Consider the following 25,491-nt stretch of genomic DNA (forward strand, 5'->3'; position numbering starts at 1 on the left):
TTTTATGGATGGAGAGACTTTCCGCAGCAAAAGAGTGATCCCTCCATGGTCGATATTGCAATGATCGAAGCCGCGCGCGCGCGTATAGACGGTCGCGCGCGGCGTACGCCCCTTCTTTCCTCGCCCTTCCTCGACGAAATCGCCGGGCGGCGGCTGTTCGTGAAGGCGGAGTGCCTGCAGCATACGGGATCGTTCAAATTCCGAGGCGGCTGGTCGGCGGTGTCGGCGCTGGAACCCTCGGTACGCGCCAGGGGCGTCATCGCCTTTTCCTCCGGCAACCATGCCCAGGGCGTGGCGCTGGCCGCGCAATTGCACGGTATTCCAGCCGTCATCATCATGCCGTCCGATGCACCGAAACTGAAGATCGCCAACACTCGCGCATTGGGCGCCGAAGTCGTGCTTTACGACCGCGTGAAGGAAGACCGCGACGAGATCGGCGCGCGGCTTTCCAGAGAGCGCGGCCTGACGCTGATCAAGCCTTTCGACGAACCGCAGGTCATTGCCGGCCAGGGAACGACCGGGCTGGAAATCGCCGAACAAGCGGCCGAAGAGGGCATCGATACCGCAACGGTGCTGGTCCCCTGCGGTGGCGGCGGGCTGACATCGGGCATCGCGCTGGCGCTCGAAGCCCGCGCCCCCGGCTTCAAGGTCCGTCCCTGCGAGCCCAAGGATTTCGAGGATACCACCCGTTCGCTTGCCTCGGGACGGATCGAGCGCAACGCCGCGCTACAGGGCTCGATCTGCGACGCCATCATCACGCCGCAGCCCGGCAACATCACCTTCCCGATCCTGAAGCGTCTCTGCGGTCCTGGTCTGGTCGTGACCGATGAAGAAGCGCTCGACGCCATGGAACTCGCCTTCAAGCGCCTGAAGATCGTCGTCGAGCCCGGCGGTGCCGTGGCGCTGGCGGCAGCTCTGTTTCATGGCAAGGAGATCGACGGCGACACGGTGATCGCGGTCACCTCCGGCGGCAATGTCGATACGGATGTCTTCGAGGCGGCGTTGCGCCGTCACTAACCCTTAGTTTGCAGCGCGACGATAAAGCGCCAGCGAACCCGCCAAAGCCAGGAGTGCCCCGCCACAGGCGCGTTCCAGCCATTTCGCGCCTTCCGCCTTCAGGAACCGCACGGCCTGCGAGCCGAAAACGGCGTAGCCGAACATGATCGCGAAATCGAGCGCTGCGAAGACCAGCGCCAGGATCGCATATTGCGCCATCAGTGGCGCGGTCGGATCGATGAACTGCGGCAGGAAGGCCGAGAAGAACAGATATCCCTTGGGATTGGTCACCGCCACCATGAAACTTTTCAGCCCGATGGAGAGCACCGTGCCCTTCGCCTGCTCGGCATTGGACCTCAGCATGCCGTCGATCGCTCCCTTCGAGCGCAGCATCATGATCCCAAGGAAAGCGAGATAGGCCGCACCCGCCCATTTCAGCGCCGAGAACCAGAATTCCGATGCCGCCAGCAGCGCGCCAAGACCAATCGCAACCGCGCCGATCAGCACGAAATCCGACAGCACGGCGCCAACCATGCCGGCCAAGGCACGACGCACGCCGAAACGAGAACCGTTGGTCAGCGCCAGCAGCACGGTCGGCCCCGGCGTCGCGATACCGATGAAGGAGACTGTGATGAAGGCAAGCAGAGTGGTGGCGTGCATGGTTTCCTCCCCTATGGTTGTCGGAAAGTTGCATGCGATATCGCGCTTGGCAAGCGGGCACCATTCCGACGGATGCGGCAATCCTTGCGCAGCAAAAAACCCGCTATCTTGCGACAGCGGGTTCAGGATGTTCTCAAAGGGTACGTCGGTAGGCGTTATACGCCGGACTGGCCGTCCGAACCGATATAGGCAAGGCGCAGCATGTTGGTGGCGCCGGGCGTGCCGAGCGGCACGCCGGCCGAGATGATGATACGGTCGCCAGGCTTGCCGAAGCCTTCCTCGGCAACGATGCGGCAGGCGTTGTTGACCATATCGTCGAGGTCGGTGGCGTCATGGGTGACGACACAATGCATGCCCCAGACCACCGACAGGCGGCGGGCGGTCTGGATGATCGGCGACAGCGCCAGGATCGGAACCTGCGGGCGTTCGCGCGAGGCGCGCAGGCCCGTCGTGCCCGACGACGTGTAACAGACGATGGCGGCAAGCTTCAGCGTCTCGGCGATCTGCCGGGCGGCGAGCGAAATCGCGTCGGCGCCGGTTGCTTCCGGCTGGGCGCGCTGCGCGTAGATGATGCCCGAATAATGCGGCTCGCGCTCGATCGTGCTGGCGATCGACGCCATCATCGACACGGCCTCGACCGGATAGTCGCCGGAGGCGGATTCGGCCGACAGCATGACGGCATCGGCGCCTTCGAAGACGGCGGTGGCGACGTCGGAGACTTCGGCGCGGGTCGGAACCGGCGCGGAGATCATCGATTCCAGCATCTGCGTGGCAACGACCACCGGCTTGCCGGAACGGCGGCAGGCGCGGATCAGCTGCTTCTGGATGCCCGGAACGGCTTCGAGCGGCATTTCGACGCCGAGGTCGCCACGGGCGACCATCAGAGCGTCGGAAAGCTCGATAATTTCCTCAATGCGCTCGACGGCCTGCGGCTTTTCGATCTTCGACATCAGGCCGACGCGGCCGCGCGAGATCTTGCGGACTTCCGACAGGTCTTCCGGACGCTGAATGAAGGAAAGCGCCACCCAGTCGATTTCATTGGTGGCAAGCACGGCGTCGAGGTCGACGCGGTCCTTCTCGGTCAGCGCGCCGACGCCGAGCAGCGTATCGGGCAGGCTCACGCCCTTGCGGTCGGAAATCTTGGTGCCGGAAATGACGGTGGTGACGATGCTCTTGCCGTCGCATTTTTCAGCGCGCAGAGCCAGCTTGCCGTCGTCGATCAGCAGGCGATGACCGGGCTGAACCGCTTCCAGGATTTCCGGATGCGGCAGGAACACGCGGGTGTTGTCGCCGGGCGTGTCGTTGTTGTCGAGCGTAAAGGTCTGGCCAGGCTTGAGATCGACCTTGGTGTCGGCAAACTTACCGACGCGCAGCTTGGGACCCTGCAAGTCGGCGAGAATACCGATCGGACGGCCACAGCGGGCCTCGACGGCGCGGATGCGCTGGATCAGCGAGCGCATGACGTCATGGCTGGCATGGCTCATGTTGATGCGGAACAGGTCGGCACCGGCCTCATGAAGCTTCTGGATCATCTCCTCGGAGGAGGAGGCCGGGCCTAGCGTCGCTAGGATTTTGACTTTTCTGTTGCGTTTCATCAGTTCTGGCTCTCTTGGCTGCCCGGAGTATCGGAAAGCTGAACCATCCAGCTCGCCTGACGCCCCGTGTCGTATTCCTTGAATCCCATCTTCTGGAAGCCGCGCGCGTAGCAATCCTTCACGCCTGGGATTTTGAATTCATTTTCCGCCACGCACATTTCGACGTCACCCGTCCAGCGGCCGCCACGGGCCGCATCTTCTGCGTAGAGGTAATAATAGCGGGACTGGAGCGGTCCCTCGATCAATGTGGCGCAGGTGGTGGCCGGAACCTGCCACCATCCCTCGGTGGTCCAACCATCCTTCGCCCGATAACCGATCGCCACGCCCACGAGATTCTGCGTGCCGTTGCAGACACGGAAGTCGGCATGGGCTGCATTCGGCGCAAAGAAAAACGGCGCGGCGGCGGCAAGGATGAAAAAAGCGAATCGGGCGAGCGGCCCTGACCGCGTAACGAAACTTGGCGCGACTTGGCTGAACACGGCTTCCAATGGGCTCCCGATTATTCGTTGTTGCGTCTTCTTGCGCCGCCATCCAATGAATGTCAACGCAACTCTAATCGATTATATTTTCTTCACGGGATGGTGACGACGCCCTCCAGCGCGCCTTACCCGATCAATCAGGCGAGCCTTGCACCTTCCGCCCTCGCATGCAATCAAACAACGAGATGAAAATGCAATAATCGACAATCCACATGAACGACTTCAAATCCTTCGAGACCATATTCGGCAATCGTGACAAAGGCATGGTCATTCTCGGCGATCATGCAATGCGTCATCTTCCCGAGGCTTATGGCCGGCTTGGCTTGCCCGAAACCGCCTTCTCGCGGCACATCGCCTATGACATCGGCATCGAGGGTCTTTGCCGCCACCTTGCCGCGCGGCTCGGTGTCCCGGCGGTGCTCGGCGGCTTTTCCCGCCTGCTGATAGATCCCAATCGCGGCGAGGACGATCCGACCCTGATCATGAAGATTTCCGACGGAGCGATCATCCCCGGCAATCACCCGATTACCGACGAAGAGTGGAATTATCGAATCGAGACCTTCCACCGCCCCTATCACCGCGCCGTGGAAGAGACGATCGTCTCGGTCGCGGATGCGACGGGCAAGGCACCACTGGTGCTGTCGCTGCATTCCTTCACGCCAGCCTGGAAAGGCGTTCCCCGCCCCTGGCATGCGAGCGTGCTCTGGGACAGCGACGAGCGCGCCGTCTTGCCGCTTCTTGCAAAGCTTGGTGCCGATACCAATCTCGTCATAGGCGACAACGAACCCTATGATGGCGCGCTGAAGAACGACACCATGTATCGCCATTGCATGGTAAAGGGCATTCCGCATGCGCTGCTGGAGGTCCGCCAGGATCTGATCGGCGATGAGGCCGGCATCGCCGAATGGGCCGAGCGGCTGGCGCCGATCTTCTCGGCGATGAACGATGACCCGGCGCTGCACGAATACAAGATCTATCCGTCGCGCACCGGTCCATACGAAGAGGCTTGATCCCCAAAAGTGTGAAACGGTTTTTGGATAAGATCATGCCATAGAAGAAATGTAAGGAAGTCACGATGAGCACGCTCAGCAAGCAACAGCAGACCGAACTGGAAGCGGCAGCCTTCCGTCGTCTCGTCGCGCACTTACGCGAACGCAGCGACGTCCAGAATATCGACCTGATGAATCTCGCCGGCTTTTGCCGCAATTGCCTGTCCAACTGGTATCGCGAGGCGGCCGAAGAGGCGGGCCTGCCGGTGACCAAGGACGAATCGCGCGAGATGGTCTACGGCATGCCCTATGAGGACTGGAAGAATCTGCATCAGGCCGAAGCCTCGGCTGTGCAAAAAGCCAGTTTTGAGCAGAACAAGCCGAAAGAATAGACCGGCTTTCGCCAAGACGGCTTGACCTCGCGCTCCATTCGCGGCACGTCAACGGCCCGATCGAATTCGAAACCCCACGCACTCCGGAGACGATGTATCCGAGACTGCCGGCGTCACCCGCGATCAGCTTTGCGCTTCCGTCGAAGCGGATCGAGCGGATGGACGCGCAAGACAAGCGCATGGGATTTCGGCCAGGAATTTCGTAATTCCCGCCTTTAAACAGGGAATTGCATGAACCACAGAGCAGCGCAGGCTGCCGCCTTGAAAGGAAAAGAAAATGGACGACACGACGAGTGTTGAGAATGTCGCCGCCGCCGAACTGCGGGCGTTCATTGAGCGTATCGAACGGCTTGAAGAAGAAAAGGGCGCCATCCAGTCCGACATCAAGGACGTGATGGGCGAGGCAAAGGGGCGCGGCTACGACACCAAGGCGATCCGCACCATCATTCGCCTGCGCAAGAAGGACGCCAACGAGCGCCTCGAAGAAGAATCCATCCTGCAGACCTATATGGCTGCGCTCGGAATGGAATAGGTCGCAGCCCGCCTCCGGGCGCAGCGCTGAAAGCCTATGTTCAACAAAACCCAACGGCCGGCATTGTCCGGCCGTCGATCATTCCGCCTGTTCGACCGATCAGGCGCGCATACCAAATTGCCGCATTGAGCTCGCCCATCGAATGTCGTAGGTGCTTTGCCTGCAAGAGGTGATGGGGACGGCAGTGGGGAAAAAACCCTCCAGGACAACACAGTGGCTGCTGCGCATTCTATGCGCCTTCGCGCTGTTATCCGTCGGCTTTGCCCATCAGCCGGCCGTTGCCAGCGCCGACGAACTGACACCCGCTGCACTTGCCCAATACAGGCTGCCGGACGGAACCCTGCCGGTTCTCTGCGTCACCGAAAAGACGGCGGACGGCAAGGAACACAGCAAGGCGCATGTGCCGAGCTGTGAGGCCTGCCGCATCTCTTCGGCGGCCCTGCTTCCCCTGCCGCCGATGGATATCTGCGAGCATGTCGCCTTCACACGCCAAGATATTCCGGCCCCGAAAACCGAAGCCTTCCACCGCCAGCTCTATCCGCCGAATACCGGCCCGCGCGCGCCACCCCTCCTCCGCATCACCATTGCCTGAGCCTGCGTTGCGGCCCGCGCCGTGACGCTCGTCGTCAACGGCGGCCGGACCATGCACGAGATCTGATCGTGCCGGCTGCGGGTGGATTGCCTCCATGCTGATCATCGCTGCGCGAAACGGGCCGCCTCGGCATCCCAACCGCGGGTGCAGATCCTCATAGGGCAGCGACCGGAACGGTTGTCACCTCCCCCGCAGACAGGCCCTCCCGTCGCCAGCCGGATTTCCGGAGGATCTTTCATGTCTGCCTTCACCGCGGCCGAACCTGCCGCTATAACCACCGACACCATCTCGCTCTATCGCGCGATCTGGCGCTGGCATTTCTTTGCCGGCCTGCTCGTCATCCCCTTCATGCTCAATCTTGCGATCACCGGATCGCTCTATCTCTTCAAGAACGAGATCGACACCACCTTCTATAGCCATCGCCATGTCGTCGCCGATACCGGACCTGCGTTGGCGCCGCAGCAGATCGTCGATGCGGCGACCGCAGCCATGCCGGGCGCCAGGGCTACCTCCTATCGCGAAGCCCCGGCCGGCAATCGATCGGCCGCGGTCACCGTATCGAAAGGCGGCCAGTCAACCGTCGTCTATGTCAATCCGCACAATGGCGAGGTGCTGGATTCGGTCGGTTCCAAACAGGATTTCGGCTGGGTCGTCCGGCGTCTCCACAGCCTCGACTATTTCGGGACATGGACCAACCGGCTCATCGAGATTGTCGGCGGCTTCGCACTCGTGCTTGTCGTCACCGGCATCTATCTCTGGTGGCCGCGCAAGCAGACCGGCGGCGTCCTGACGGTTCGCGGCACACCTTCGCGCCGCGTCTTCTGGCGCGACCTGCATGCCGTCACCGGTGCCGGCGCGGGTGTCCTCATCTTCTTTCTCGCCCTCAGCGGCATGCCGTGGTCGGGTTATTGGGGCGCCAATGTCAAAACCTGGCTGACGGAGCACGACCTCGGTTTTCCCGCCGCCCTATGGGACAATGTGCCGACATCGACAAAGGTCACGGACGATATCCTGCCGGCGCCGGGCTGGATCGTCGAAAAGGCGCCAATTCCCCTATCCGATGTGGCCGCCGCGCAGCCAGCCAAGCCGATCGGCATCGACAAGGCGGTGGAGATCGCCAAGGGGCTCGCCATGGCACCGGGTTTTGCAACCGCCATCCCTTCCGACGCAACAGGCGTCTACACCGCAGCACTCTATCCCGCCGATCTCGCCGACGAGCGCACCATCCATATCGACCAATATTCCGGAAAGCCGCTCGTCGATCTCTCCTTCAGCCAGTACCCCGCTCTCGGCAAGGCGATCGAATGGGGGATCAACGTCCATCTGGGCCAGGAATGGGGCCTCTTCAACCAGCTTCTGATGCTGACGACCTGCCTGGCGATCATTCTGTCCTGCGTGACGGCCGTCATCATGTGGTGGAAGCGCCGCCCAGTGGGTCGCCTCGGCGTTCCGCCCATGCCGCCAAGGAAGTCCGTCTATATCGGCCTTTGGCTGATCGTCATCGCTTTCGGCACCGCCTTCCCGCTCACCGGGCTCGCCATCGTCGTCATGCTGCTCTTCGACCAGATCCTGCTGCGCTTCGTACCGCCGTTCCGGCGCTTCTTCTCATGACGAACGCCTGCCTTACCGTCACCACAACCTGCCGCAGGAAACCCCTGCGGATCCTCAACCTGAAAGGACAATCACCATGCCCCAGATGAAGAAACTCCTTATCGCAGCATTCGCAACCAGCCTCGCTTTCGCGGGCCAGGCCTTCGCCCATGCTCATCTCAAATCAGCCGCGCCAGTCATCGATGGCACCGTGAAACAGGCGCCCTCCGAACTCGACCTTACCTTCACCGAAGGATTGAATCTCAAATTCAGCGACGTGACCGTCACTGGCCCGGATAAGGCGGCGGTGAAAACAGGAGAAGCCATGCTGATGAAAGGCGATACTACGCTGATGATCCCGGTCACAGACAAGCTGGCGGCCGGCAAATACACCGTCGAATGGCATGTCCTCTCCACCGACGGCCACAAGACGAACGGCACCTACAGCTTCACCGTCGCGCCGTGAAATATTCACGATCGCTCCCTGCTACTGGCAAGGAGCGATCAGCTTGCATCCTGCCGCCACTGCGCAATCACCCGGAGACACATTTCTTGATGAAATGGAGCCAGCTGTCGTTGCGGCGAACCGTGGCGCGTGGCAGGCCGAAGGGATCATGGTCCTGCCGCGCTCTGCCGCGCCGTGTGGTCGTTGCCGCGCTGTAGCCAGCCTCATAGGCCAGAACCCGATCGAGCGGCATTTCGTCCCCGTAAGGAAAACAGAAGGAAGAGACGACCTCGTCCAGCATGTCCTCCAGCAGCTCCCGCGAATGGGTGATCTGGCGGCGGGCTTCCGGCATCGGCAATTGCGGAAGGTGGACATGATCGAGCGTATGCGAACCGACCTCATGCCCGAGAGCCACCCATTTGCGCAGCTGCTCCAGGGACATGCAGGGCGCCCGCGCCACGCCGTTCGGAATATCCCAGACATTGCTGCCGCCGACCTGATTGGCAACCACGAAATTGGTGGCGGTGAAGCCGAATTCCTGCAAGACGGGCAAGGCGTTCTCATAGACATTGGCGTAGCTGTCGTCGAAGGTGATGGCAGCAACCTTGCCGGTCTTGGCGCCCTGGATGTAGGGGAGCGCCTCACGCAGCGAAAGAGCCTGCACGCCCAGTCTTTTCAGCCAGGCCATCTGGCTATGGAACGCCTCCGGATGCACCGCCATGCTTCTGAAAGGCGCGCGCCGCGAGGGCGGCACCGCGATCTGATGATATAAGAGAATTGGAACGGCCAACGTGTTTGGTCTCAGCTTGAGCGGCGGGAACGTATAGCGATTTTCGCACGATAAAGCGGTCGCAGGATCTCTCTCGACAGCTTCTCGAACACGGTCTTCCGGCTCTTGATGGTGCTGCCGCCGAGTTGCGCGGATATCTCATGAACGCCGCCCGGCAAGACAGCGAGGGGCGAAAGGCCGGTCAGCCAGCGCATCTGGACCGTCGTGTCGACCGGACGGTCAAACAAGGTCGTCGCCTCAAGCAACCGGATGGCGGCATCGCGGCTGACAAGCTGCGCCACCATGCCAAGACCGACGCGGGCTGGCTGGATGACGCTGGCCTGACCATGCGTCAAAACACACTCACCATGTTCCTTGCCCATCCGGAAAGGAAAGCGAATGAAGGCACCCGGCGTGAGACAAGCTTGAGCGGCGGCAAAAGCGGCGTGAAACGAGGCATCGATCTCCACGTCATCTTCAAACACGAGGCCGGCATCGACACCCTGCTCGACGATTGCCGCCCATGCCTTGCGATGCGAGAGGAAACAGGCGATCTCGCCGACACTCATCTCGAAGGGATAGCGCGGTGTGTGCAAATGCCGCCGATAGACGAGGTCTATGTCGGCGTCGGGCAAAGCGCTTGCATCAACGGCCTGGATGATGTCGCTTCGAACCGGAAGCATGGCCGCGAGCCTCTCCACCTGGGGCAGACGCTCGTGTGCGCGATCCAGATGAATGATGAAGCCGCGTATGTTCGCTTGACCCGGCTGAGGATGGATCCTGCCCAGGGGAGCATTGTCCAGCCCCAATCCGGCATGAGCTCTTTCAAGCGGCGCGGCGGCCAGGGAGCCGAGTTTATAGGTCTGCATCTGAGGAATCTCGCTGTCTTATGCGAGACGCCTAGCAATCGTGAATGAAGGCGGGCTTAGGCAAACCTGACGCGAAACTGAAGACGATCATTTTCAATGATACCGCGCGCAGCGACTTCCTAGGCAAGCATGCTGACGCGGCCGCTCGCTATCTTCTCCTCGACCCAGCGGCGTTCGTCCTGCCAAGCATGGCGCTTCCAGCCTTCCCAGGTGAAGCCGCAGAGTTTTACCTCCCATTCGTCTTCGGTAAAGTTCGAAAGAACATGGCAGATGCCGAGAAATCCCGTGCTCGGAAAGACCTCACGCATTCTGGAGCCCGTTATCCCTAAAGCCGCACAGCCGTGAAGGTAGAATTGCGGCGGCATGATACGGATTTCCTTACCCGCACTGCCGATCAAATCGATCGCCTGCATCGACCAATCAGCCTTCCTTCCCTTCAAACGTGAAAGGATATTCGGCTTAGGGTGATATTGGCGGATGATGCCCGGATGATAGACCAGCACGACCTCTTTCACCGCCTTGAAAGCAGGGCTTTCCAGAAAGGCCGGATCGACCAATCGCCGCTGCATCGCCTTGCTCGACGCGGCCAGCATGAGCATATCCGCGCGCGTGCCGCTCATGCCGCCCGAGAGGTTCGGCTCGTTGAAGCGCATCACGAATTCCGCATCGTCCACGATCGCCGAGACATCGCTTTGCAGTTTTCCGTTGCCGATGATAATAGCCGTCTTGCGTGTCAATGAAGGATATCCAGCCCAGCAGCTATGATGGATTAGCAGCGCTTGCTGAGCCAAGGATGAAGCGAGACTAAATTCCCACGATCACAGGAGCAGGAAGCGGATATGGCCCTATCCGTACAACGGCAACGAAAGCTCGCCGGTCACAACTCTTTGCAGCGTTTCAACGAAGAGAGCGCATTCCGCCTGCATCACGCGCCGCTCGATGGCTGCCACATCGTCCGAGGTATTTATGCGGACCTCCTTGGCAGCAATGACCCGGCCATGATCATAGTCCGCGTCTACCAGATGGATTGTGGCGCCCGTCACCGGCTCCCCTGCGTCAAGAACGGCCTCATGTACTTTTCGACCATACATGCCAGCGCCGCCATACTTTGGCAGAAGCGCGGGATGAACGTTCAAAATTCTGCCTTCGAAAGCCGACAGGGTTTTCGGCCCCAGCCTTCGCAAATAACCCGAGAGAATGACCAGTTCCGTACCGGCATCCATAAGAGCCGCATGAAGCTTCTCGTCGGCTTCGGATTCGATTCCTTTCGTCGGGATGCACAAGGCGGGAATGCCGCACGCCCGGGCATAATCGAGCACAGGGGCGCTCAAACGATTACTTACCAGAAGCGAAATGGTCGCATCGAGCTCGCCGGCGACAATCGCCTCTGCGATTGCGCGAAGGGATGAACCGTTGTTGGAAGCAAGAGCTGCGATACGAAGCGTTTTCATCGCCGTTGGTACTCAATGGGTGTTTTCAACCTCGTTCACGATGTTGAAACAAAAGATCGCCCGCAGCGCCATGCTGCAAGCGATCTCATATCAAATTCAACATTTTCGAGGAACCCGGGCGGCTCTGGCTATTCGACCGAATTGAATTTCTTGACCTGCAGGAAATTCACGGCCGTGCCGCTGAAGCGCTCAGGATCCATCGAGGCGGTCTGCACCTTGAAGCCTTCCGTGTAGACGGCTGTCGGCTGGGCGCGGAGCGTCGGGCTGACGAAGCGCGGTGCCTTGACCGGGCGATTGACGATCTCGACGCGGGCATTGGCGATCGCCCATTGCGAGATCATCTTATCCGTCAGCTTCGGCGGGGTGGTCACTGCGGCGCGACCGGAATCGGCCACCACGGCATCCTGCTTGCTCGGACGACCGCCCTTCGTCGCAACACCCACGGCAATCGGACGTTCCTGCGGCGCCATCACTTCAAAACTGTCGTTGAAGCGGCGGCTTCTGGTCTTGATTTCGCTGGCTGTCGGCGCAAGGGCGGCCACCTGCATCGGCATCTGTTGCGCCGGCCTCTTCTGCGGCAGGACGGCAGCAATAGCCCGCACGGCATCATTGTCAGCCGCAGCGTTATCGGCAGGCAACACCTCATCCTTGGACGCAACATTGTTGGCAACCGTATTGACGGCAACGCCGGTATTCGGGGCCGTTTGATCGGCACGATGCTGCTCGAGCGCGGCAACGATCGATGGCGACAGCGTGCCCTCATCGGCGGCATCGTCGATCGCATCCGGATCGGCATCGGCGGAAGCAAGCAGATTTTCGGCGATTTCCGGACGCTCGACCGGAACCGGAACGCCAACGGCCTGATCGGTTCCGTCAGACGTGGCGGAGGCCAGCTCGGCATCGCCCGGCGTGCGGCGGTTTAGCAGAGCCGGAACTGGAACGCGGTAGTCTCGAAGGTCGGCAAATTGCGATTGCTGGTCATCCGCAGCCGGCATCGCGGCGGCAAGCGCATCCTGAGCAGCATTGCGCGGCGGCGACATCAAAGCCGAAGCGACCTCGCTGCCGGCCTGATTCCCGAAAGCCGGACGAACCTGTGGAACAGGCGCATTGACGCTGGCAACCTGCACCTGCGTCGGCTGGCTGTCGTCGCCATCATCCGTCGCTACCGGAGCCCGCTGGGTATTCTTCGCAACCAGCGTGGTCGGCGCAGCCGCTGCCGGCGTACCAGTATCCGCATTGTCCTCTTCCTCATCAGCACCGCCGCCGCCAAACAACCGGGCAAAGAAGCCACGGCGCGGCGAAGAAGCACTGGCAATCTGGATATCGTCGGACGACATGCGGCGCTTGTAATCGGCAACAGCCTGCTGATAGCCCGGCAACGGTTTGCCATCGGCCGGAATATGCATGGTCTTGCCATCGGGGAATAGACGGACGAGATCCTGGCGATCCATGCGCGGCCATGCGCGCACGCCGCCGACGTCCATATGCACGAAAGGCGAGCCGGAGGTCGGATAATAGCCGACGCCGCCGACCTGCAGCTTCATGCCAAGTTCGCGCAGCTTGGTGAGTTTGACGTCGGGAATATAGAAGTCCATCGCGTTGCCGAGCATATGCTGGCTCTTCTTGGCGACGCCTGTATGGGCCGTGCGCGTGCGCAGCATCTCGTTGGTTCCCGGCGAGCGGAAACCGCAGATCACATAGATAAATTCATGCGAACCGCTTTCGCGGTAGACTTCCCAGATCAGATCGAACAGGCGTGGATTCATCTTGGTCGGCTGGTTTTTACGCCAGTCGCGCAGGATGCGATTCAGCTTTTCCAGACCGTCCGGATCATACTTGCCATTGCGCTTGTAGGTGATGACGGCCTTTTCGCCGGTATGGACATAGTAAATCTTCAGGCTACGGGTTTCCCCGCCAGCCTGAGAGGGCGTTCCAACAAAAACTGGGGTGGAGACAGCCATAGCAAGGAGGCCAACGGCTACGACCTTGGCCACCTTACGAAATATCTCAGAGCACGCAGAATGCCAGCTCAAGCTATTAGGCTTGGTATTTCCACTCAGATTCGGCAATTCGATCCCCGTCCGACAGACAATGTCGCATCGTGTTCCAAATGGCTGTCAATTGCGGTGACACGATGGCAAAAATGCCACACATGGTCGCCCTCTTCATACATGGTGAACGATGCACTAACAAGTGCTTTACGACAGGTAACAAAATATGCTTGCCTAAATATTAACTCGTGCTCAGGCCGCGTTTTTTTGCGGGTCATCAGGATCTATCCCATAGTCTTTCAACTTGCGATAGAGCGTCGAACGGCCGATTCCAAGCTTCCTTGCCACCTGACTCATTTGTCCTCGATAGAATTTGAGGGCGAACCGAATGAGCTCTTCTTCGACATCCGCGAGCTTTCTGACGTCGCCGGACGTATCGGTGCTGACGATGACATTATCCGATATTGGCGAAGACGGCGTCTCGACGATCGAGAGCGGTGAGGTTGTAGTTTCATCCGAAGACGCGACGCGCAAGCCGCGTTCAAATTTGTCGGCTGCGACCGCGTCGACGCTGTAGGCATGCGAATTATCCACAACTAAGGTCGGGTGCTCGCCGGTGAAATAGCCCGGCAATTGCGCCGCGATCTGCGGGAAATCTGTTTCCAGCAGCTCCGGTCCTTCCGATAGAACGACCGCGCGGAAGACCGCGTTTTCGAGCTGACGGATATTGCCTGGCCAGTCATAGGCCGTCAGCAGCGCCAGAGCGCCAGAGCTGATCGACAGCGAATGACCAAGCTTCTGTTCAAACGCAAAGCGATCGGCGAAGGCGCGCGCAAGATGCGGAATGTCCTCCTTGCGGCGGCGCAGCGCCGGCATGGTGATCGGGAAGACGTTGAGGCGATAGTAGAGGTCCTCACGGAACCGCCCGGCCTTTACCTCTTCGATCAAATCCTTGTTGGTGGCCGAGATTAGCCGGACGTTGACCTTCTGCGCCACGCGGGCGCCGACCGTTTCGATCTCGCCCTGCTGCACGGCGCGCAGGAGCTTGACCTGCACCTCCAGCGGCAGATCGCCGACCTCGTCGAGGAACAGCGTACCGCCGTCGGCCTCCATGAACTTGCCGACATGCCGTTCGGCCGCACCGGTAAAGGCACCCTTCTCGTGGCCGAAGAGAATGCTCTCGACCAGATTATGCGGAATGGCACCACAATTGACCGTCACGAAGGGTTTGCCGGCACGGTCGCTGGCAGCCTGGATAGCGCGGGCCACCAGTTCCTTGCCGACGCCGGACTCGCCTTCCAGCACCACGGGGATATTCGATTGCGCAGCACGATGGGCAAGATCGATCACCCGCATCATCGCCGGGCTCGCCGAGACGATATCGTCGAAGCTGATCGTACCCGAGCGTGACTTACGTCCGGCGCGCGCCTTGGCCTCACGCTGATCGAGCTTCAGAGCATTGGCGATCGACGCGGCTATCCGTTCCGGCGAAACCGGCTTGACGACGAAATCGAAGGCGCCGGCCCGCATGGCCTGAACCACGGTCTCGATACCGCCCTGCCCGGTCTGCACGATCACCGGAATATCGGTGCCCATGTCGCTGAGAGCGCCCAGAAGCTCGAGGCCGGTCATCTCCGGCATCATGAGATCGAGCACGATCACATTGATCTGGTCGCCATCACGCTTCAGAAACTCAAGACCAAGACGGCCGTTCTCCACCAGGTGAGCAACATGTCCGTGTCGCTCGATGGCGTTTTTGAGCAGGCGTCGTTGGATCGGATCATCCTCAACAACGAGAACCTGCGCGCCCCCCTTGGCGCTATTAAATATAGTCATTGGTGCCTCACTTCATGCGAAACCTGACGGGAACCTTCGCAGAAAGGCTTGAACACGACGTTTTGCCAAACCATCGTATTTTAATCATTATGACGAATGTAACATCGTCTATGACTCCATTGTCCGACCTTCGAAAGTCCACCCTTGCCGCGGCCTTTTTCGCCGAATAGACACGGATGGACCGGATCGTTCCGAAAAGAAAAACAGAGGAAATACTGTCCATGAGCTCGACCTCGCTCCATTCGCCCCTCAATTTTTCCACCGGCCCGGCCGGTGCCGCGACCAACGCCGCGCTTGGGGATCTGCCCGCCTGGAAGCTCAGTGATCTCTATCCGTCCGCCACCTCCACCGCCTTCACCGGCGACATGGAAAAGGCGGGCAAGCTGGCCATCGCCTTCGAAGAAAAATGGAAGGGCAAGCTGGCCGAGGCCGCAACCAAGACCGGCGACGCCGGCATCGGCGCGGCGCTGAAAGAATATGAAGCCCTTGACGATATCATCGGTCGCCTCGGCTCCTTTGCCGGGCTCACCTATTTCTCCAACACCAGCGATCCCGCAAATGGCAAGCTCTATGGCGACGTGCAGACGCGGCTGACCGACTACGCCGCCCATCTGCTCTTCTTCCCGCTGGAACTGAACCGCATCGACGATGCCGTGATGGATGCCTGCATGGCGAACGACCCCGCCGCCGGCCACTATCTCCCCTGGCTCGTCGACCTGCGCAAGGACAAGCCCTACCAACTCGACGACAAGTTGGAGCAGCTGTTCCTCGAAAAATCCATGACGAGTGCGGCCGCCTTCAACCGCCTGTTCGACGAGACCATGGCGGAGCTGCGCTTCGAGGTCGACGGTGAAAAACTGCCGCTGGAAGTCACCCTCAACATGCTGCAGGAAAAGGACCCGGAAGTGCGTCGCAAGGCGGCGATGGCTTTGACCGCGACCTTCAAGGCCAATCTGCGCGTCTTCACGCTGATCACCAATACGCTCGCCAAGGACAAGGATATTGCCGATCGCTGGCGCGGTTTCGAAGACATTGCCGACAGCCGGCATCTGGCCAACCGCGTCGAGCGCGAGGTGGTCGATGCGCTGGCCGCCGCCGTGCGCGACGCCTATCCGCGCCTCTCGCATCGCTATTACAAGATGAAGGCCAAATGGCTCGGCATGGAACAGATGAATTTCTGGGACCGCAATGCGCCGCTGCCGGAAACCTCCAATGCGCTGATCTCGTGGAGCGAGGCCAAGGAAACCGTGCTGTCCGCCTACGGTAATTTCGCCCCGGAAATGGCCGATATCGCCAAGCGCTTCTTCGATGAAGAATGGATCGACGCGCCGGTGCGTCCCGGCAAGGCGCCGGGCGCCTTCGCCCATCCGACCGTGCCTTCCGCGCACCCCTATGTGCTCGTGAACTATATGGGCAAGCCGCGCGACGTGATGACGCTTGCCCATGAACTCGGTCATGGCGTGCACCAGGTGCTCGCCGGCGGCCAGGGCGCGCTGATGTGCCAGACGCCGCTGACGCTTGCTGAAACCGCATCAGTCTTCGGCGAGATGCTGACCTTCCGCGCCCTGCTCGACAAGACCACCGACAAGCGCGAGCGCAAGGCGATGCTCGCCCAAAAGGTTGAGGACATGATCAACACGGTCGTGCGCCAGATCGCCTTCTACGAATTTGAGCGCAAGGTGCACACCGCCCGTAAGAATGGCGAACTGACTTCCGACGATATCGGCGAGCTGTGGCTCTCCGTGCAGTCGGAAAGCCTCGGACCGGCGATCAAGATTTCCGAGGGCTATGAGACCTACTGGACCTATATCCCCCACTTCATCCATTCGCCCTTCTATGTCTACGCCTATGCCTTCGGCGATTGCCTGGTGAACTCGCTCTATGCCGTCTACCAGAATGCCGAAGAAGGCTTTCAGGCGAAATATTTCGAGCTGCTGAAGGCCGGCGGCACCAAGCATCACTCGGAACTTCTGAAGCCTTTCGGCCTCGACGCCACCGATCCGTCGTTCTGGAGCAAAGGACTGTCGATGATCGAAGGGCTGATCGACGAGCTTGAGGCGCTTGATAAGAGTGCTTGATGCACATTGATGAAGATCCGCGCATGGCCGATGCCCAACCCTACGTCCTCTTTAGGGACGACAGCACAGGACAGGTAATGCTCTTCGCCGAACCGGCGGAGATCATCATCGCTCGGACGCGCGCGGAATTCTTCGATGCCCTCGACCGGATGGAGCAGGCAAAGACCGAAGGAAAATGGCTGGCGGGCTATATGGCCTATGAAGCCGGCCATCTCTTCGAAGAAAAACTTACGCCCTTTGCTGAAGAAAATCGCGAAACGCCGTTGCTCTGCTTCGGCGTTTTCGAGGCTCCAGCAGCGGACGGCCATCCTCTCGCCCAGCCGCTGCAGCGCCTTGAAAACCAGGAGTTCCTGACCGAGCCAACTGCCGCGTGGAATCCCGCTATATATAAAGGGAGATTCGACCGGCTGCATGGGCATATCCGCCAGGGCGACTGCTATCAGGCAAATCTCACCATGCCGATCTCGGCGCGCTGGAATGGCGATATCAGAGCCGCCTTCTGGTCGCTGATCGAGCGTCAGCCGGTGAAGTACGGCGCGCTGGTCGATCTCGGCGGCCCGGTCATCCTGTCACGCTCGCCGGAGCTCTTTTTCCGCACCGACGATGACGGCTGGATCGAGACGCATCCGATGAAGGGCACGGCCAAGCGCGGCGCCGACGCCACCGAGGATGCCGAGATCATCAGCGCCATGCTTGCCGACGAAAAGACGCAGGCGGAAAACCGCATGATCGTCGACCTCCTGCGCAACGATATCTCCCGCATCACCGAAGTCGGCACGCTCGACGTGCCTAAACTCTTCGAGATCGAGACCTATCCGACCCTGCATCAGATGGTCAGCCATGTGCAGGCGAAGCTGCGCCCAGACATGACCATCCGCGATATCTTCGCTGCTCTCTTCCCCTGCGGCTCGATTACCGGCGCCCCGAAAATGCGAGCAATGGAAATCCTGCACGATCTCGAGGACGGCCCGCGCGACGCCTATTGCGGGGCGATCGGCATGATCTCGCCGACGGGCGCCATGCGCTTTTCCGTGGCGATCCGCACCATCACGCTGTTCGACGACGGCCGCGCGGTGTTCAATGTTGGCGGCGGCATCGTTTTCGATTCGACGGCGGAAGCGGAATATGAAGAATGCCTGCTGAAGGCACGCTTCGCCGTGGGGGATCGATGGATCAAGCGTTAGAGGATTTTTCGTTGATCGAAACGCTGCGTTACGAGCCACAATCCGGCTTCGTGCGCCTGCGCCTGCATCTTGCCCGCCTGCAACGCTCCGCCCGCCGGCTGGGCTTTCCCGCACCCAAGGATGCGCTGACGAAACTGGACGCCGCCGTCGCCGGCGCGACCGCACCCTTGCGGGTGCGCCTGACTTTCGATCGCACCGGACGAACCGACGTCACCACCGCCGCTTTCACGCCACTTGCTCCCGATACCGTCTGGCGCGTCCGCATCGCCAAAACCCGGATCGATTCCGCCGACACGCTGCTGCGTGTCAAGACCACTCGCCGATCCGTCTATGAAGCCGCCCGCGCCGAATACTTGCCGACCGAGACAGACGAAGTGCTGCTGCTCAATGAAAAAAACGAGGTCTGCGAGGGCACCATCACCTCGATCTTCCTCGACGACGGCTCCGGCCGGCTGAAAACGCCGCCTATCTCCTCCGGTCTGCTCGCCGGCGTGTTGCGCACCGAACTCATCTGCCAGCGCAAGGCCCGCGTCGGCCGGATCAGGCTGGACGATCTGGAAAATGCCACGCTTTATGTCGGAAACTCTCTGCGCGGTCTGATCCGCGCGCAACTCCTATGGAATTGACGCAATGCTCATTCTTTCGCTGACCTATCTCAAAGGCAATGACGAAGCCGACAAACACATGGAGCCGCATATGGCTTGGGTAAAGGAAGGCTATGCCAAGGGCTGGTTCCTCGCTTCGGGCCGCAAGGTGCCGCGTAGCGGCGGCGTCATCTTCGCCCGCGGCGACCGCGCCGAGCTCGAAGCCTATGTCGCCGCCGACCCCTTCACCATCCACGGCGTCGCCGCCTACGACATCACGGAAATCGCCCTGACGACCGTGACCGAAGGGCTGGAGACATTGAAGAGCTGAGATAAAGACGGAGAGCCCAATGGATGACCTGCACGCACATCTGAAAGAGCTGGAAGAAAGGCTCTTTAACCCGGCGGTGCGGGGCTCGCGGCAGGCACTGGCGGAACTGCTCTGCCCGGAGTTCCGCGAAATCGGCAGCTCAGGCCGGCTCTTCGACCTGGAAGACATCATGACCCAGCTTCCGACCGATCCTCAGAATATCGCCTTGCGGACACTCGAGGACTTCGATGCGCGCCCGCTGTCCGACGGCATCGCTCTCATCACCTACCGGGCCGCCCGCGCGTTTGTGGACAAGCCAACCGTCAGATCGCTCAGAAGTTCGATCTGGCGGATGGAGCCGGACGGATGTTGGCGGATGCTCTTCCATCAGGGAACGTTGACGCGATAGACTTCATCCATGACACAACTGACCTACACACCCTATGACGGTTCCGCCAAACCCTTCACCATTGGTCTGGTGCCTCTGGACCTCGCCCGCTGGATCGAGCCCGACGCCGATCTCGGGCGCTATCTCGATGAGAAACGCCGTCTTTCCCGTGATTATCTGAGTGAGATCTTCGTTGCCGAAGACGATACACAGGAGGCGCAGCAAGAGGCGCTCGGCCTGCTGACGGCCTATCTCTGCGAAGGCCATCCGACCATCTGTCATCGCGATGGCAGTATCGTCTCCATCGCCGGTCATTCGGTCGATCTGGCTGACGCCTCTGTTCCGCCATTGCTGAAAGCCGGATCGCTGGTTGCAGACGATCTCGTCATCATGCGCCGGAAGGCCGATGGCTGGCACCTTGTCGCCGGCCATGTCGCCTTCCCCTCCTCCTGGTCGCTGCAGGAAAAATTCGGCCGGCCGATGCAGGCGATCCACGCCGATGTGCCCGGCTTTGGCGAAGGCACGCGCAACGCCGCCCTGATCACCCGCATCTTCGACAATCTGCAGGTTTCGCAGCCCGTCGAGCGGCTGAACTGGTCGGTGAACGCAACAAGGGAGCTGTTTCTCTCAGCCTCGAAACATCGCCGCCCGCCAGTCACCACGCCCCCCACGCTCGAAACCCGCTTCGCCCGCGTCGAGCGCCAGACGCTGCGTAAGCTGCCGATCTCGGGCGATATCCTCTTCACCATCCGCGTCTACGTCGATCCGATCGCCGCGATCGCCAATCATCCCAAAGCCCCGGAACTGGCATCGAGCTTCGCCACGCAACTGGATGCATTGGATGAATACCAGACCGCGTATAAGGGATTGATCCACCAGAAAGCCGAGCTGGTGAAGCAATTGCGGATGCTGGCCGGCATTTAGCGATGCGATAAGCAACAAACCCGTCGCATACCGCGTGTATGGTGCCATCATCTTGACTTTGCCCAGCTTACCTCGAACAGCTCTTTATTGTGACATCAATTTGTGATTAGAGCCGTTCACCTTGCGCATCTCCGCGCAAACTCTGATTGAATTTCACGGACCGAACGGCGTCCTGCCCTTCGAAGGAGACAAGAATGACGAAACACAACTATCCGGTATATGCCGAAATTACCGGCCCGATCGTGATGATCGGCTTTGGCTCCATCGGCCGCGGCACCTTGCCCCTGATCGAGCGCCATTTCAAATTCGACAAAAGCCGGATAGTCGTCATCGACCCCCGCGAAGAACCAGCCGACATGGAAATCCTGGCGAAGCACGGCGTTCGTCACATCAAGGAATATGTCACCAAGGAAAACTACAAGGAGCTGCTGAAGCCGCTTCTGACGGAAGGTGGCGGCCAGGGCTTCTGCGTCAATCTCTCGGTCGATACCGGCTCGCTCGATCTGGTGAAGCTCTGCCGCAAGCTCGACGTGCTCTACATCGACACCGTCGTCGAACCCTGGCTCGGCTTCTATTTCGACAAGAGCCTGAAGAATGCCGACCGCACCAACTACGCGCTGCGCGAAACCATGCGCAAGGAAAAAGCGAAGAACCCGGGCGGCACGACGGCCGTTTCCACCTGCGGCGCAAACCCGGGCATGGTCTCCTGGTTCGTCAAGCAGGCGCTCGTCAACCTCGCCAAGGATATCGGCCTGAAGTTCGAAGAGCCGGATCAGCATGACCGCGAAGGCTGGGCCAAGCTGATGAAGAAGGTCGGTGTCAAGGGCATCCACATCGCCGAACGCGACACGCAGCGCACCAAGCACCCGAAGCCGCTCAACGTCTTCTGGAACACCTGGTCTGTCGAAGGCTTCATCTCCGAAGGCCTGCAGCCGGCCGAACTCGGCTGGGGCACCCATGAAGAATGGATGCCGAAGAACGCCAAGAAGCACAAGAAGGGCTGCCAGGCCGCCATCTATCTGGAGCAGCCGGGCGCCAACACCCGCGTCCGTACCTGGTGCCCGACGCCAGGCCCGCAATACGGCTTCCTGGTCACGCACAACGAATCGATCTCGATCGCCGACTACTTCACGGTTCGCGACAAGGACGGCGACGTGACCTTCCGCCCGACCTGCCACTATGCCTACCATCCGGCCAACGATGCCGTGCTCTCGCTGCACGAAATGTTCGGCAATGGCGGCACGCCGCAGCCGGTTCACCACGTCCTCGACGAGCATGAACTGGAAGACGGCATCGACGAACTCGGCGTGCTGCTCTATGGCCACGACAAGAACGCCTATTGGTACGGTTCGCGCCTGTCTCTCGAAGAGACCCGCCGCATTGCCCCCTACCAGAACGCAACCGGCCTGCAGGTAACCTCCGCCGTTCTCGCCGGCATGGTGTGGGCGCTCGAAAATCCGACCGCCGGCATCGTCGAAGCCGACGAGATCGATTACAAGCGCTGCCTCGAAGTGCAGCTGCCCTATCTCGGTCCGGTAGAAGGCCACTACACCGACTGGACGCCGCTCGATGGTCGCCCGGGTCTGTTCCCGGAAGATATCGACACCAAGGATCCCTGGCAGTTCAAGAACATCCTGGTTCGCTGATTGACAGACAATTAGAATAATCGGAAATTAAAATGCTCGCACAGGTCGTGCGGGCATTTTTGTTACGCTCGTCAGATAAATCAAGGTGATGAGGCCGTGAAGCCTTGCTTTCAACAGATGGTCGCGCCATGTTTCTTGCAATCGCCACGACGCCAATCCGCCTTTTATCGCGGGAGACATTTATGAAGCTCAAAACCAGTCTTGCCCTTGTCACCGCCGCGGCAGCGCTATCCGCCTGCGTCGATTTCGGCGGATCCCGTCCTCCACCGGTTACCATGGGCGGGAGCGCGCAACCGCGCGCAACATCGGTTGAGGGCAACTGGGGCGATGCGAATGGGCTGAACTCGTCGTTTTCGGGTGGCCGCTTCGAAACGCACACGACCGATGGTACGAACACGCAGATGGCGTCTGGCACCTATACGACCGATCCGTCGGGTGTGATCCAGATCAACCTCTATTCGAACGTCAAGCGCACCAGCTCCAAGGTCAATTGCTTCCTGGCAAATCCCAGTCAGCTTAACTGCACCGGAGAAGGCGGCGGGCATTTCTCGCTCAACCGTCAGGGCTGAGACCGGCATCGCGGACGGGTAGGACGCCATGCGCAGGATGGCGCTCTATATCCTTCTCATCGCCGCCTTGCCGCTCGCCGCTCTGGCGGCGGTTCTCCCCGCCAATAGCTATAAGGCCCAAGGCATCACCGCGCTCGATTGCGACGGGCCGGCGAGCGTTCTGATCATCGCCATACCCGCCTTGCTGCTCTATGCTGGCGGCATGATCCTGCTCTATTGCGACAAGAGTCGGCGCTTTCATCGCATCGCGGCACTTTGCTGCCTGCTCCTCTCTCTCGCCATCGGCTGGAACATCATCGCCGCTGTGCGGGAAGCTTATGGCGACGCCTCGATCGAGGCCTGTGCCTGATCTCGCGGCCTTCCGCCTGTGGATTTGTAAAATCCGAATGAACCCAACAGCTTTCGCTTGCGCTCGTCCCGGCGTGATGGAAACATCGTCATGGGGGCCGCCGTGGGGCACGGGCGGATCGGATTGTAAAAAATAACAGGAGAGAAAGATGACGAAGCCCTTCGGAGTGGGCCTTTTGGCTGCAGCCGCCCTGGCGCTCAGCACAAGCGCCGCTTTCGCGGACTATCAGCTCAACATTCTGCACTTCAATGACTTCCATTCGCGCGTGGAATCGATCAACAAGTTCGACACCACCTGCTCGGCAGCGGAAGAAGCTAAGAATGAATGCTTCGGCGGCGCCGCGCGGATGAAGACCATGATCGACCAGCGCCGCGCAGCCCTTGCCGGCCAGAATGTCCTGTTGCTCGACGCCGGCGATAATTTCCAGGGCTCGCTGTTCTATACGACCTACAAGGGCGCTGCCGAAGTCGAGTTCCTCAACGATATGAAGATCGACGCCATGACCGTCGGCAACCACGAATTCGATGATGGCGAAGAGCCGCTGGCCGCTTTCCTGGATAAGGCGAAATTCCCCGTCGTCACCGCCAATATGGTCGTCGATGGTCAGTCGAAAATCGGCGACCGTATCAAGAAATCCATCGTGCTTACGATCGGCGGCCAGAAGATCGGCATCGTCGGCGCCGTCACCACTGAAACGCCGGAACTCTCCTCGCCCGGCCCGCATGTCAAGATCACCGACGATGCCGCCGCCATCAGCGCCGAGGTGGATGCGCTGAAGTCGCAGGGCGTCAACAAGATCATCGCGCTCACCCATGTCGGCTATCCGCGCGACATCGAGAAGATCGCCAAGATCGCCGGCGTCAGTGTCGTCGTTGGCGGCCATTCGCATACGCTGCTGTCGAACACGGATCCGAAAGCCGCCGGCCCCTATCCGACCATGGTCGACAATCCGGCCGGCTATAAGGTTCCGGTTGTCCAGGCCGCGTCCTACAGCAAATATCTCGGCGATGTCGTCATCACCTTCGACGACAACGGCGCCGTCAAGGACGCCAAGGGCGATCCGATCCTCCTCGACGCCTCGGTCAAGCCCGATCCCGCAATCGCCGCCCGCGTTCAGGAGATGGCCAAGCCGATCGAAGAACTGCGCCATAAGGTGATCGGCACCTCCGAGGCCCCGATCGAAGGCGCCCGCGAGATTTGCCGCGTGCAGGAATGCTCGATGGGCAACCTCGTCGCCGACGCCATCCTCGACCGGACGAAGGGACAGGGCATCAGCATTGCCATCCAGAACGGCGGCGGATTGCGCGCCTCGATCGGCGCCGGCGACGTCAGCATGGGCGGCGTGCTGACCGTGCTGCCGTTCCAGAACACGGTCGCCACCTTCCAGCTGACGGGTGCCGAGGTGAAGACGGCGCTGGAGAACGGCCTCAGCCAGATCGACGAGGGTGCCGGCCGCTTCCCGCAAGTTTCCGGTCTCAAATATACCTACGATAAATCCAAGCCGCCTGGCAGCCGCCTGGTCTCCGTCACGGTGCAAGAGGGTGCGGAATTCGTGCCCATCGATCCCGACAAGACCTATGGCGTCGTTAGCAACAACTATATGCGCGCCGGCGGCGACGGCTATGTCGTCTTCGCTCAGAACGGCAAGAACGCCTATGACTTCGGTCCCGATCTGGCGGGCGTGGTGGCCGACTATCTGGCGGCGCATAGTCCCTACAAGCCCTATACGGACGGCCGCGTGACACAGGTCGCCGCAACCGCCGCCCAGCCGGAGGCCGCAAAACCTGAGCAAACGCAGCAGCCCGCGGCCACGCCCGATCAAAAGCCCGCTCCAGCGGCAACGGATAGCGGCACGGCACCCGCGGCCACCACGGCGCCGGCCACGCCAGCACCCGCTGCCTCGGCACCCGCAACCGCCGCGCCTACGACTGCGGCACCGGCAGCAACCGCTCCGGCTGCGACGACACCCGCGCCCGCCGCGACAGCTCCCGCAACCGCGACGGAAACTCCGGCAGCCCCGGCCAGCGAACCACCGAAGACACCGACGACCCATGTCATCGTCGCCGGCGACACGCTCTGGGATCTCGCCAAGACCTACTACGGCAACCCCAACGACTGGCACAAGCTGCTGGCCGCCAACCACAATCTCAAGCCGCACCGCCTTCTCGTCGGTGAGGAATTGAAGATTCCGGCCAAGTAAGGACGATTTGTCTCGCAGGACTTCGCCGGTCCGGGCTTTTCCGGGCCGGTTTTTGTTCCTATGTGAGGGGCTT

Annotated in this window: 26 protein-coding genes; 17 read left to right on the forward strand and 9 right to left on the reverse strand. The window is 60.7% G+C overall.

Annotated features, from left to right (window positions below; translation table 11 throughout):
- Positions 1–45 precede the first annotated feature (45 nt).
- Positions 46–1,017 carry a threonine/serine dehydratase gene (locus tag AB6803_RS10575; RefSeq protein WP_371108822.1) on the forward strand — a complete coding sequence of 324 codons (972 nt, stop codon included), beginning with the start codon at positions 46–48 and terminating at the stop codon, positions 1,015–1,017.
- Between the two features lie 3 nt (positions 1,018–1,020).
- On the opposite strand, the gene AB6803_RS10580 is transcribed toward AB6803_RS10575, so the two are convergent.
- The 3 genes from AB6803_RS10580 to AB6803_RS10590 all read right to left on the reverse strand — a co-directional run bounded on the left by AB6803_RS10580 (position 1,021) and on the right by AB6803_RS10590 (position 3,739).
- Positions 1,021–1,656, reverse strand: a complete 636-nt coding sequence (locus tag AB6803_RS10580; protein ID WP_371108823.1) for a LysE family translocator — start codon at positions 1,654–1,656, stop codon at positions 1,021–1,023.
- Positions 1,657–1,811: 155 nt separating this feature from the next.
- Positions 1,812–3,251 (reverse strand): pyruvate kinase, encoded by a 1,440-nt coding sequence (pyk, locus tag AB6803_RS10585; RefSeq protein ID WP_007701164.1) that lies wholly within the window; start codon positions 3,249–3,251, stop codon positions 1,812–1,814.
- Positions 3,251–3,739 (reverse strand): DUF1036 domain-containing protein, encoded by a 489-nt coding sequence (locus AB6803_RS10590; protein ID WP_371108824.1) that lies wholly within the window; start codon positions 3,737–3,739, stop codon positions 3,251–3,253. Before AB6803_RS10590 ends, pyk begins: the two co-directional genes overlap by 1 nt.
- A gap of 203 nt (positions 3,740–3,942) precedes the next feature.
- On the opposite strand from AB6803_RS10590, the gene AB6803_RS10595 reads away from it, so the two are divergent.
- From AB6803_RS10595 to copC, 6 genes are all read left to right on the forward strand, one after another.
- On the forward strand, positions 3,943–4,740 hold the full coding sequence (locus tag AB6803_RS10595) for an N-formylglutamate amidohydrolase (protein ID WP_371108825.1): 798 nt from the start codon (positions 3,943–3,945) through the stop codon (positions 4,738–4,740).
- A 65-nt stretch (positions 4,741–4,805) separates the two neighbouring features.
- Positions 4,806–5,111: a DUF1244 domain-containing protein gene (locus AB6803_RS10600; RefSeq protein ID WP_371108826.1), complete on the forward strand. Its 306-nt coding sequence runs from the start codon at positions 4,806–4,808 to the stop codon at positions 5,109–5,111.
- A 277-nt stretch (positions 5,112–5,388) separates the two neighbouring features.
- Positions 5,389–5,643 (forward strand): DUF2312 domain-containing protein, encoded by a 255-nt coding sequence (locus AB6803_RS10605; RefSeq protein ID WP_007701156.1) that lies wholly within the window; start codon positions 5,389–5,391, stop codon positions 5,641–5,643.
- A gap of 172 nt (positions 5,644–5,815) precedes the next feature.
- The gene (locus AB6803_RS10610) at positions 5,816–6,235 is read left to right on the forward strand and encodes a hypothetical protein (protein WP_371108827.1); all 420 of its coding nucleotides are present in this window, start codon (positions 5,816–5,818) and stop codon (positions 6,233–6,235) included.
- Between the two features lie 237 nt (positions 6,236–6,472).
- Entirely contained in the window at positions 6,473–7,846 is a 1,374-nt protein-coding gene (locus AB6803_RS10615) for a PepSY-associated TM helix domain-containing protein (protein ID WP_371108828.1), read from the forward strand.
- Positions 7,847–7,922: 76 nt separating this feature from the next.
- Complete coding sequence (copC, locus tag AB6803_RS10620; protein ID WP_371108829.1) at positions 7,923–8,291, forward strand: copper homeostasis periplasmic binding protein CopC; 369 nt, start codon at positions 7,923–7,925, stop codon at positions 8,289–8,291.
- Positions 8,292–8,358: 67 nt separating this feature from the next.
- Here the strand turns inward: copC and AB6803_RS10625 are convergent, their stop codons facing one another.
- The 6 genes from AB6803_RS10625 to AB6803_RS10650 all read right to left on the reverse strand — a co-directional run bounded on the left by AB6803_RS10625 (position 8,359) and on the right by AB6803_RS10650 (position 15,186).
- Positions 8,359–9,060, reverse strand: a complete 702-nt coding sequence (locus AB6803_RS10625; RefSeq protein ID WP_371108830.1) for a polysaccharide deacetylase family protein — start codon at positions 9,058–9,060, stop codon at positions 8,359–8,361.
- A gap of 11 nt (positions 9,061–9,071) precedes the next feature.
- Positions 9,072–9,908 (reverse strand): glycosyltransferase family 25 protein, encoded by an 837-nt coding sequence (locus tag AB6803_RS10630; protein ID WP_371108831.1) that lies wholly within the window; start codon positions 9,906–9,908, stop codon positions 9,072–9,074.
- A gap of 119 nt (positions 9,909–10,027) precedes the next feature.
- Positions 10,028–10,645, reverse strand: a complete 618-nt coding sequence (locus AB6803_RS10635; protein ID WP_371108832.1) for a hypothetical protein — start codon at positions 10,643–10,645, stop codon at positions 10,028–10,030.
- Positions 10,646–10,753: 108 nt separating this feature from the next.
- Positions 10,754–11,359, reverse strand: a complete 606-nt coding sequence (locus AB6803_RS10640; RefSeq protein WP_371108833.1) for a phosphoribosylglycinamide formyltransferase — start codon at positions 11,357–11,359, stop codon at positions 10,754–10,756.
- Positions 11,360–11,487: 128 nt separating this feature from the next.
- Positions 11,488–13,428: a DUF882 domain-containing protein gene (locus AB6803_RS10645; RefSeq protein ID WP_371108834.1), complete on the reverse strand. Its 1,941-nt coding sequence runs from the start codon at positions 13,426–13,428 to the stop codon at positions 11,488–11,490.
- A 174-nt stretch (positions 13,429–13,602) separates the two neighbouring features.
- Positions 13,603–15,186 carry a sigma-54-dependent transcriptional regulator gene (locus tag AB6803_RS10650; protein WP_371108835.1) on the reverse strand — a complete coding sequence of 528 codons (1,584 nt, stop codon included), beginning with the start codon at positions 15,184–15,186 and terminating at the stop codon, positions 13,603–13,605.
- 221 nt (positions 15,187–15,407) lie between these two features.
- Between AB6803_RS10650 and AB6803_RS10655 the strand changes: the two genes are divergently transcribed.
- The 10 genes from AB6803_RS10655 to AB6803_RS10700 all read left to right on the forward strand — a co-directional run bounded on the left by AB6803_RS10655 (position 15,408) and on the right by AB6803_RS10700 (position 25,418).
- On the forward strand, positions 15,408–17,264 hold the full coding sequence (locus AB6803_RS10655; protein WP_371108836.1) for a M3 family oligoendopeptidase: 1,857 nt from the start codon (positions 15,408–15,410) through the stop codon (positions 17,262–17,264).
- Between the two features lie 23 nt (positions 17,265–17,287).
- Entirely contained in the window at positions 17,288–18,448 is a 1,161-nt protein-coding gene (locus AB6803_RS10660; protein ID WP_371109008.1) for an aminodeoxychorismate synthase component I, read from the forward strand.
- Positions 18,433–19,074: an aminotransferase class IV family protein gene (locus tag AB6803_RS10665; RefSeq protein ID WP_371108837.1), complete on the forward strand. Its 642-nt coding sequence runs from the start codon at positions 18,433–18,435 to the stop codon at positions 19,072–19,074. Before AB6803_RS10660 ends, AB6803_RS10665 begins: the two co-directional genes overlap by 16 nt.
- 4 nt (positions 19,075–19,078) lie before the next feature.
- Positions 19,079–19,363, forward strand: a complete 285-nt coding sequence (locus AB6803_RS10670; RefSeq protein ID WP_371108838.1) for a YciI family protein — start codon at positions 19,079–19,081, stop codon at positions 19,361–19,363.
- A 19-nt stretch (positions 19,364–19,382) separates the two neighbouring features.
- Positions 19,383–19,751 carry a DUF4440 domain-containing protein gene (locus AB6803_RS10675; RefSeq protein ID WP_371108839.1) on the forward strand — a complete coding sequence of 123 codons (369 nt, stop codon included), beginning with the start codon at positions 19,383–19,385 and terminating at the stop codon, positions 19,749–19,751.
- Positions 19,752–19,760: 9 nt separating this feature from the next.
- Positions 19,761–20,654 (forward strand): DUF3445 domain-containing protein, encoded by an 894-nt coding sequence (locus AB6803_RS10680; RefSeq protein WP_371108840.1) that lies wholly within the window; start codon positions 19,761–19,763, stop codon positions 20,652–20,654.
- A 194-nt stretch (positions 20,655–20,848) separates the two neighbouring features.
- Positions 20,849–22,300: a homospermidine synthase gene (locus AB6803_RS10685; protein WP_371108841.1), complete on the forward strand. Its 1,452-nt coding sequence runs from the start codon at positions 20,849–20,851 to the stop codon at positions 22,298–22,300.
- 182 nt (positions 22,301–22,482) lie between these two features.
- Entirely contained in the window at positions 22,483–22,869 is a 387-nt protein-coding gene (locus AB6803_RS10690) for a hypothetical protein (RefSeq protein WP_371108842.1), read from the forward strand.
- A gap of 28 nt (positions 22,870–22,897) precedes the next feature.
- A complete protein-coding gene (locus AB6803_RS10695; protein WP_371108843.1) occupies positions 22,898–23,218 on the forward strand; it encodes a hypothetical protein in 321 nt (106 codons plus the stop codon).
- 148 nt (positions 23,219–23,366) lie between these two features.
- Positions 23,367–25,418 carry a 5'-nucleotidase C-terminal domain-containing protein gene (locus AB6803_RS10700; RefSeq protein ID WP_371108844.1) on the forward strand — a complete coding sequence of 684 codons (2,052 nt, stop codon included), beginning with the start codon at positions 23,367–23,369 and terminating at the stop codon, positions 25,416–25,418.
- Positions 25,419–25,491 lie beyond the last annotated feature (73 nt).

The organism is Rhizobium sp. RCC_161_2, from assembly GCF_041355235.1.
Lineage (GTDB): Bacteria > Pseudomonadota > Alphaproteobacteria > Rhizobiales > Rhizobiaceae > Rhizobium.

Bases quoted from the DNA above. Each gene is read 5' to 3' on its own strand.
- AB6803_RS10575 (WP_371108822.1), top strand. From the start codon at position 46: ATGGTCGATATTGCAATGATCGAAGCCGCGCGCGCGCGTATAGACGGT.
- AB6803_RS10580 (WP_371108823.1), bottom strand. From the start codon at position 1,656: ATGCACGCCACCACTCTGCTTGCCTTCATCACAGTCTCCTTCATCGGT.
- pyk (WP_007701164.1), bottom strand. From the start codon at position 3,251: ATGAAACGCAACAGAAAAGTCAAAATCCTAGCGACGCTAGGCCCGGCC.
- AB6803_RS10595 (WP_371108825.1), top strand. From the start codon at position 3,943: ATGAACGACTTCAAATCCTTCGAGACCATATTCGGCAATCGTGACAAA.
- AB6803_RS10600 (WP_371108826.1), top strand. From the start codon at position 4,806: ATGAGCACGCTCAGCAAGCAACAGCAGACCGAACTGGAAGCGGCAGCC.
- AB6803_RS10605 (WP_007701156.1), top strand. From the start codon at position 5,389: ATGGACGACACGACGAGTGTTGAGAATGTCGCCGCCGCCGAACTGCGG.
- AB6803_RS10610 (WP_371108827.1), top strand. From the start codon at position 5,816: ATGGGGACGGCAGTGGGGAAAAAACCCTCCAGGACAACACAGTGGCTG.
- AB6803_RS10615 (WP_371108828.1), top strand. From the start codon at position 6,473: ATGTCTGCCTTCACCGCGGCCGAACCTGCCGCTATAACCACCGACACC.
- copC (WP_371108829.1), top strand. From the start codon at position 7,923: ATGCCCCAGATGAAGAAACTCCTTATCGCAGCATTCGCAACCAGCCTC.
- AB6803_RS10630 (WP_371108831.1), bottom strand. From the start codon at position 9,908: ATGCAGACCTATAAACTCGGCTCCCTGGCCGCCGCGCCGCTTGAAAGA.
- AB6803_RS10640 (WP_371108833.1), bottom strand. From the start codon at position 11,359: ATGAAAACGCTTCGTATCGCAGCTCTTGCTTCCAACAACGGTTCATCC.
- AB6803_RS10650 (WP_371108835.1), bottom strand. From the start codon at position 15,186: ATGACTATATTTAATAGCGCCAAGGGGGGCGCGCAGGTTCTCGTTGTT.
- AB6803_RS10655 (WP_371108836.1), top strand. From the start codon at position 15,408: ATGAGCTCGACCTCGCTCCATTCGCCCCTCAATTTTTCCACCGGCCCG.
- AB6803_RS10660 (WP_371109008.1), top strand. From the start codon at position 17,288: ATGGCCGATGCCCAACCCTACGTCCTCTTTAGGGACGACAGCACAGGA.
- AB6803_RS10665 (WP_371108837.1), top strand. From the start codon at position 18,433: ATGGATCAAGCGTTAGAGGATTTTTCGTTGATCGAAACGCTGCGTTAC.
- AB6803_RS10670 (WP_371108838.1), top strand. From the start codon at position 19,079: ATGCTCATTCTTTCGCTGACCTATCTCAAAGGCAATGACGAAGCCGAC.
- AB6803_RS10675 (WP_371108839.1), top strand. From the start codon at position 19,383: ATGGATGACCTGCACGCACATCTGAAAGAGCTGGAAGAAAGGCTCTTT.
- AB6803_RS10680 (WP_371108840.1), top strand. From the start codon at position 19,761: ATGACACAACTGACCTACACACCCTATGACGGTTCCGCCAAACCCTTC.
- AB6803_RS10685 (WP_371108841.1), top strand. From the start codon at position 20,849: ATGACGAAACACAACTATCCGGTATATGCCGAAATTACCGGCCCGATC.
- AB6803_RS10690 (WP_371108842.1), top strand. From the start codon at position 22,483: ATGAAGCTCAAAACCAGTCTTGCCCTTGTCACCGCCGCGGCAGCGCTA.
- AB6803_RS10695 (WP_371108843.1), top strand. From the start codon at position 22,898: ATGCGCAGGATGGCGCTCTATATCCTTCTCATCGCCGCCTTGCCGCTC.
- AB6803_RS10700 (WP_371108844.1), top strand. From the start codon at position 23,367: ATGACGAAGCCCTTCGGAGTGGGCCTTTTGGCTGCAGCCGCCCTGGCG.